Annotated in this window: 7 protein-coding genes; 4 read left to right on the forward strand and 3 right to left on the reverse strand. The window is 67.4% G+C overall.

What is annotated here, in order from left to right; translation table 11 throughout:
- Window positions 1-42: 42 nt before the first annotated feature.
- Together ABE957_RS06490 and ABE957_RS06495 are read left to right on the forward strand one after the other, a co-directional pair.
- Window positions 43-411, forward strand: a complete 369-nt coding sequence (locus tag ABE957_RS06490; RefSeq protein WP_108444511.1) for a phasin family protein — start codon at window positions 43-45, stop codon at window positions 409-411.
- A gap of 142 nt (window positions 412-553) precedes the next feature.
- Entirely contained in the window at window positions 554-1,117 is a 564-nt protein-coding gene (locus ABE957_RS06495; protein ID WP_349757857.1) for a carboxypeptidase-like regulatory domain-containing protein, read from the forward strand.
- A gap of 12 nt (window positions 1,118-1,129) precedes the next feature.
- On the opposite strand, the gene hda is transcribed toward ABE957_RS06495, so the two are convergent.
- The gene (gene hda / locus ABE957_RS06500) at window positions 1,130-1,831 is read right to left on the reverse strand and encodes a DnaA regulatory inactivator Hda (protein WP_349757858.1); all 702 of its coding nucleotides are present in this window, start codon (window positions 1,829-1,831) and stop codon (window positions 1,130-1,132) included.
- On the reverse strand, window positions 1,828-2,907 hold the full coding sequence (locus ABE957_RS06505; RefSeq protein WP_349757859.1) for an AI-2E family transporter: 1,080 nt from the start codon (window positions 2,905-2,907) through the stop codon (window positions 1,828-1,830). The genes hda and ABE957_RS06505 overlap by 4 nt, the downstream gene beginning before the upstream one ends.
- A gap of 136 nt (window positions 2,908-3,043) precedes the next feature.
- Here ABE957_RS06505 and purM point away from each other — a divergent pair, with 136 nt between their 5' ends.
- Window positions 3,044-4,117 carry a phosphoribosylformylglycinamidine cyclo-ligase gene (purM, locus tag ABE957_RS06510; RefSeq protein WP_349757860.1) on the forward strand — a complete coding sequence of 358 codons (1,074 nt, stop codon included), beginning with the start codon at window positions 3,044-3,046 and terminating at the stop codon, window positions 4,115-4,117.
- Complete coding sequence (gene purN, locus ABE957_RS06515) at window positions 4,114-4,854, forward strand: phosphoribosylglycinamide formyltransferase (RefSeq protein WP_349757861.1); 741 nt, start codon at window positions 4,114-4,116, stop codon at window positions 4,852-4,854. The genes purM and purN overlap by 4 nt, the downstream gene beginning before the upstream one ends.
- A 147-nt stretch (window positions 4,855-5,001) precedes the next feature.
- Here the strand turns inward: purN and dcd are convergent, their stop codons facing one another.
- A complete protein-coding gene (dcd, locus tag ABE957_RS06520; RefSeq protein ID WP_349757862.1) occupies window positions 5,002-5,568 on the reverse strand; it encodes a dCTP deaminase in 567 nt (188 codons plus the stop codon).
- Window positions 5,569-6,012 lie beyond the last annotated feature (444 nt).

A 6,012-nucleotide genomic window follows, 5' to 3' on the forward strand; every position in this document is an offset into this window, starting at 1 on the left:
ACGGCCTTCGAAACGATCCGAAATCCCTGGGAGGGAATCACGATGCAAAACTTCGACACCAAGCAGTTCACCGAACAGTTCGAATCCATGTTCTTCGGCCCGGCCCGCGCCTACGCCGCCCTGTCCGTGGACTACACCGAGAAGCTGGTCAACGCCCAGCTTGACGCCGGCAAGGCCTACACCGACACCGGCTTGGCCCAGCTGCGCAGCCTGATGAACGTCAAGGATGCCGAAGGCCTGAAGTCCTACATGGAAGGCCAGCAGAAGGTCGCCAAGGACCTGACCGAGCGCCTCAAGGGCGACGCCGAGAAGGTCGTCTCCCTGCAGCAGGACTTCGTTCAGCAGAGCCAGAAGCTGACCGAAGAGAGCGTCAAGCAGGCCACCGACACGGCCACCAAGGCCGCCAAGTAAGCCTGACCGCGTCGGCCCTGCCGACGCCAGCTTGACCAGCATCGCTGGACAACGAGAACGGGCCGCCGATCATCGATCGGCGGCCCGTTTGCGCTATGCTCTCCGCTCACGCTATCTCATCCATCACCTGCGGAGAGTGAACATGACACGCTGGATCCTTCTCGCCCTGGTAGGGCTTGCGCTTTCCGGGTGCCAGGTCATCGAGCCTCGCTATCCCAGCGGGCAGAGCGAGCGCGTCGAGGTGATCGAGCGTGGTACCTCGGCCCCGGACGCGGCCGAGCCCGGCGAGCGCGCCGATCGTCCCTCCAGCGATGGACGTGTCGCCCGCCAGGTGGCCTTCCCGGCCGACGAATACGCAGCGCTTGAAAAGCGCGGCAGCGCCGCAATCAGCGGTCGCCTGACGATCGGCGGCCGCCCGATGGCCGACCGCCCGGTCGCGGTGGCACCCATCACCACCTACTCCGCCGAGGCGGCGGAGCAGGCGCTGGCAGGCCGCGCCGTGGAGCCCGCCGATCCTCGGGCGAGAGCCTACACCCACACCACGCGGACCGACGGCAACGGCCGCTTCCGCCTGGACGGCCTGCCGGCCGGGGAGTTCTATGTCTCGACAAGCGCACAGGACCCCGTCAGCGGCAAGACGCGGGTGATCATCCAGCAGGTCAGCCTGGGCAACGGGCAGTCGCGCCGCCTCGAACTCAGCCGCTAGGCGCGGCGGCGCCTACCAGCCCAGCGACTGCTTGACGAAGGGAATGGTCAGCTTGCGTTGGGCGGAGAGCGAGGCGCGATCCAGGGTCTCCAGGGTGGCGAACAGCGCGTCCAGGCGACGCGGTCCGCGGTGCAGGATATAGCGGGCCACCTCGTCGGGCAGCTGCATGCCGCGCCCCTTCGCCCGCAGCTGCAGCGCGGCGAGGCGGCCGGCGTCGTCGAGCCCCTGCAGGTGGAAGGTCATGCCCCAGGTGAGTCGCGAGGCCAGGTCCGGAAGCTTCACCGGCAGCTGGCGCGGCGGCGCCTCGGCGGCGATCACCAACCGCTTGCCGGCGTCGCGCAGGCGATTGAAGGCGTGGAACAGCGCCTCTTCCCAGCGCTTGCGCCCGACGACCCGCTCGAGATCGTCGATCGCCACCAGGTCCAGCCGCTCGATCTCCTCGAGCATCAGCGGCGGGAAGTGGCCGAGCTCCGCCAGCGGCAGGTAGAGCGCCCGGCCGTCGCGGTCGGAGGCGGCATGGCAGGCGGCCTGCAGCAGGTGGCTGCGACCCGTGCCCGAGGCGCCCCACACGTAGAGGAAGGGCTCGCCGTCATCGTCGAGCTGGTGCACGAGCCGGTCGACCAGGGTCGCGTTGGGCCCGGGGTGGAAGTTGGCGAAGGTGGCGTCGTCGCGAAGCCCCACGCCCAGTGGCAACTGCGCGGGTGCTCGACTCATGGCGACTCCTCGTCGTGGGTTCGTGAACGACCGGCATCATACAAGGTACTGTTTTTATAGTGATCGTGGAGATAACGCAACACCACCATCAGCATCGCGGCCACGGGCAGCGCCAGCAGCACGCCGGTGAAGCCGAACAGCTGCCCCCCCGCCAGCACCGCGAAGATCACCGCCACCGGGTGCAGGCCGATCTTGTCGCCGAGCAGCTTGGGCTGCAGCACCACGCTCTCGATCAGCTGGCCGAAGCCGAACACCGCACCCACGCCGAGCAGGATCAGGAGGTCGCCGAACTGGAAGAAGGCCACCACCCCGGCCACGGAGATGCCCACGATCACGCCGAGGTAGGGCACGATGCTGGCCAGCCCGGCGAGCAGCCCGATGAGCAGGCCAAACCGCACGCCGAGTAGCGTCAGCCCCACCGCATAGATGACCCCCAGGCAGAGCATGACGATCAGCTGACCGCGCAGGAAGGCGGATAGCACCTCGTCGCACTCGCCGGCCAGGCGCACCGCGGCCGGCTCCCACGCCCGCGGCAGCGAGCCGCGTACCTTGGCGACGAGGATGTCCCAGTCGAGCAGCAGGTAGAAGGTGACCACCGGGATCAGCGCCAGGTTGGCGACCCAGGCCGCCAGCGCGAGGCCGGAGCGCGACACCTGGGCCAGCAGGCTGGCGGCGAAGGTGCCCGTCTCCTTCCAGTTGTCGACGAAGGCCTGGCGCATCTGGTCGATGTCGGTGGAGAGGTCCAGCCCGGTCAACGCCTGGATGTGAGGCACCACCGTCTGCTGCACCCAGTTGAGTACCGCGGGCAGCGACTCGATCAGCTGGCCCAGCTGCCGCCCGAGGATCGGCACCACCACCAGCAGGGTGAGCACGATGACCAGCGTCAGCAGCAGGAACACCAGCGAGACCGCCAGGCGCCGCGAAAGCCCGCTGCCCTCCAGCCGATCGGCCAGGGGGTCGCCCAGGTAGGCCAGGATCATGCTGACGAAGAACGGCATCAGCACCGGCTCGATGCTGATCAGGAACCACAGCGCCAGCGCCGTGCACGCCGCCACTATCCACCACTGTCTGCGCATCGCCTCCTCCCTGTATCGACGCGGCCGTCAGGCTGCCAGCCGCGCGCCGTGATGCTACAATTCCTTCCCCGAACCCGACCGTCGCGCCTCGCCCTGCGACAGGCCTCGCGACCGCCATTCTCATACAGGAAGCGTCATGACCGATTCCACCAACCGCCCGACCGGGACCTCGCTCAGCTACAAGGACGCCGGCGTCGACATCGATGCCGGCAATGCCCTGGTCGACCGCATCAAGGGCGTCGCCAAACGCACCACCCGCCCCGAGGTGATGGGCGGCCTGGGCGGTTTCGGCGCCCTGTGCGAGCTCCCCAAGGGCTACCAGGAGCCGGTACTGGTCACCGGCACCGACGGCGTGGGCACCAAGCTGCGCCTGGCCATGGACATCGGCCGCCATGACACCATCGGCATCGACCTGGTGGCCATGTGCGTCAATGACCTGGTCGTGGCCGGCGCCGAGCCGCTGCTGTTCCTCGACTACTATGCCACGGGCAAGCTGGACGTGGATATCGCCGCCGACGTGGTGACCGGCATCGGCGAAGGCTGCGAACAGGCGGGCTGCGCCCTGGTGGGTGGAGAGACCGCGGAGATGCCCGGCATGTACGAGGGCAACGACTACGACCTCGCCGGCTTCTGCGTGGGCGTGGTGGAGAAATCCGAGATCCTCGACGGCAGCAAGGTCGGCGAAGGCGACGTGCTGCTGGGCCTGGCCTCCTCCGGCCCCCACTCCAACGGCTACTCGCTGATCCGCAAGATCCTCGAGGTCTCCGGCGCCGCCCTGGACACCGCCGTCGATGGCAAGCCCCTGGGCGAGGCGCTGCTCGCGCCCACCAAGATCTACGTCAAGCCGCTGCTGTCGCTGATCAAGGAGACCGACATCCCGGTGCATGCGCTCTCGCACATCACCGGCGGCGGCCTGACCGAGAACATCCCCCGCGTGCTGCCCGAGACGCTGGGCGCGCGCATCGACGCTGCGAGCTGGACCCGTCCCGCGATCTTCGACTGGCTGAAGGAGCGGGGCAACGTCGACGAGCAGGAGATGCATCGGGTGCTCAACTGCGGCATCGGCATGGTGATCGTAGTGCCGGCCGAGAAGGCCGACCAGGCCCGCGCCCACCTGCAGGCCCAGGGCGAGACGGTCCACCGCATCGGGGTGATCACCGCCCGGGGCGAGGGTGACGAGCCGGTCCAGCTGGAGAACCTCCAGGCATGAGCGGGACCGACTATCAGAGCGACACCCTGAACGCCTTCACCCCCGAGCCCAGCGAGGCCCGGCGGGTGGTGGTACTGATCTCCGGCAGCGGCAGCAACCTCCAGGCGCTGATCGACGCCCAGGCGCATGACGAACTGGGCGGCGAGATCGTCGCGGTGATCTCCAACCAGCCGGACGCCTACGGCCTGAAGCGCGCCAGGGACGCCGGCATCGACGCCGTCGCCCTGCCCCATCGCGAGTACGACAGCCGCGAGGCCTACGACGGCGCGCTGATCAAGGTGATCGAGCGTCACGAGCCCGACCTGATCGTGCTGGCCGGCTTCATGCGCATCCTCACGCCGCGCTTCGTCAACCGCTTCCTGGGCCGGATGCTCAATATCCACCCCTCGCTGCTGCCCGCCTATACCGGGCTGCACACCCACGCCCGGGCGCTGGCCGACGGCGTGACCGAGCACGGCTGCAGCATTCACTTCGTCACCGAGGAACTCGACGGGGGTCCGGTGGCCCTGCAGGCCGAGGTGGCCGTGGTGCCGGACGAGACCGAGGAGAGCCTCCAGGCCAAGGTCCAGGCACGCGAGCACCTGATCTACCCGATCGCCGTGCGATGGTTCCTGGAGGGGCGCCTGCAGCTCAAGGGCAACGCTGCCGCCATGGACGGCGTCGCGCTGCCGCCCACCGGCATGCGACTCTCCCATCAGGATGCCGCCGAGGAGCTCGACGAGGACGTCAAGGAGTAAGCGGCCTAGCGGCAGCCTGACATCGCCCGAAGCAAAAGAAGACCCCCAAGGCCTCGGCCTTGGGGGTCTTCTTGTAGCTCAGCGCTTGTAGCTCAGCGCTTGTAGCTCAGCGCTTGTAGCTCTGCGCTTGTAGCTCTGCGGCGCTTCTCAGGTGCGCGGCAGGGTGACGCCCCTCTGCCCCATGTACTTGCCGCCGCGGTCCTTGTAGGAGGTCTCGCAGACCTCGTCGGACTCCAGGAACAGCATCTGCGCCACGCCTTCATTGGCGTAGATGCGCGCCGGCAGGTTGGTGGTGTTCGAGAACTCCAGGGTCACGTGCCCTTCCCACTCGGGCTCCAGCGGCGTCACGTTGACGATGATGCCGCAGCGGGCGTAGGTGGACTTGCCCAGGCAGATGGTCAGCACGCTGCGCGGGATGCGAAAGTACTCCACGGTGCGCGCCAGGGCGAAGGAGTTGGGCGGGATCACGCAGGCATCGCCCTTGATGTCGACGAAGCTCTTCTCGTCGAAGCTCTTGGGGTCCACCACCGCCGAATGGATGTTGGTGAAGACCTTGAACTCGTCGGCGCAGCGCACATCGTAGCCGTAGCTGGACGTCCCGTAGGAGATCACTCGCCGCTCGTTCACGTAGCGCACCTGGTCGGGTTCGAAGGGCTCGATCATGCCTTCTTGCTCGGCCATGCGGCGGATCCACTTGTCGGATTTGATGCTCATCGACACGTCCTGAAGCTATCTGGTGGAAAAAGCGCCGTAGGGAACAACGGCGCAAGAAAAACCGGGGCCACATCATAGCGGCCCCGGCGGGGAAGGTCACGGCAACTACTCCCTGCGCAGGGCTATCGCAGAGAGTTTGACAGCTCGGTAGCTCGAGGCTGACCTGGCGACTAGCCCCGAAGTGTCGGACCAGCGATGAGGCGCTGTAAACCCCTCCCTGGGCGCTACCGACGCCCTGCTGCGCTCTCGCGTCCCGCTTCGCTTGCAGGACCGGTGCTGGCCATCCATGGCCAGCCCGTTCGAAGGAATCCTCCTCACCCCTGGCGTAGGACCTTGTGTCTCTCCAGTGAGAGGTGATTAGCTACCACCGCTCACAGCCTGGGTGTATCCCGAGTAGGACCGAATGGCCTCGAGCCTGTAAAGGAGATAGGTCGCCCAGGCTTT

The sequence above is a fragment of the Halomonas pelophila genome, from assembly GCF_040196315.1.
GTDB lineage: Bacteria > Pseudomonadota > Gammaproteobacteria > Pseudomonadales > Halomonadaceae > Halomonas > Halomonas pelophila.

What these genes read in the sequence shown, in the direction of transcription:
- purM (WP_349757860.1), top strand. Translation starts at nt 3,044, where the DNA reads ATGACCGATTCCACCAACCGCCCGACCGGGACCTCGCTCAGCTACAAG.
- purN (WP_349757861.1), top strand. Translation starts at nt 4,114, where the DNA reads ATGAGCGGGACCGACTATCAGAGCGACACCCTGAACGCCTTCACCCCC.
- ABE957_RS06495 (WP_349757857.1), top strand. Translation starts at nt 554, where the DNA reads ATGACACGCTGGATCCTTCTCGCCCTGGTAGGGCTTGCGCTTTCCGGG.
- dcd (WP_349757862.1), bottom strand. Translation starts at nt 5,568, where the DNA reads ATGAGCATCAAATCCGACAAGTGGATCCGCCGCATGGCCGAGCAAGAA.
- hda (WP_349757858.1), bottom strand. Translation starts at nt 1,831, where the DNA reads ATGAGTCGAGCACCCGCGCAGTTGCCACTGGGCGTGGGGCTTCGCGAC.
- ABE957_RS06490 (WP_108444511.1), top strand. Translation starts at nt 43, where the DNA reads ATGCAAAACTTCGACACCAAGCAGTTCACCGAACAGTTCGAATCCATG.
- ABE957_RS06505 (WP_349757859.1), bottom strand. Translation starts at nt 2,907, where the DNA reads ATGCGCAGACAGTGGTGGATAGTGGCGGCGTGCACGGCGCTGGCGCTG.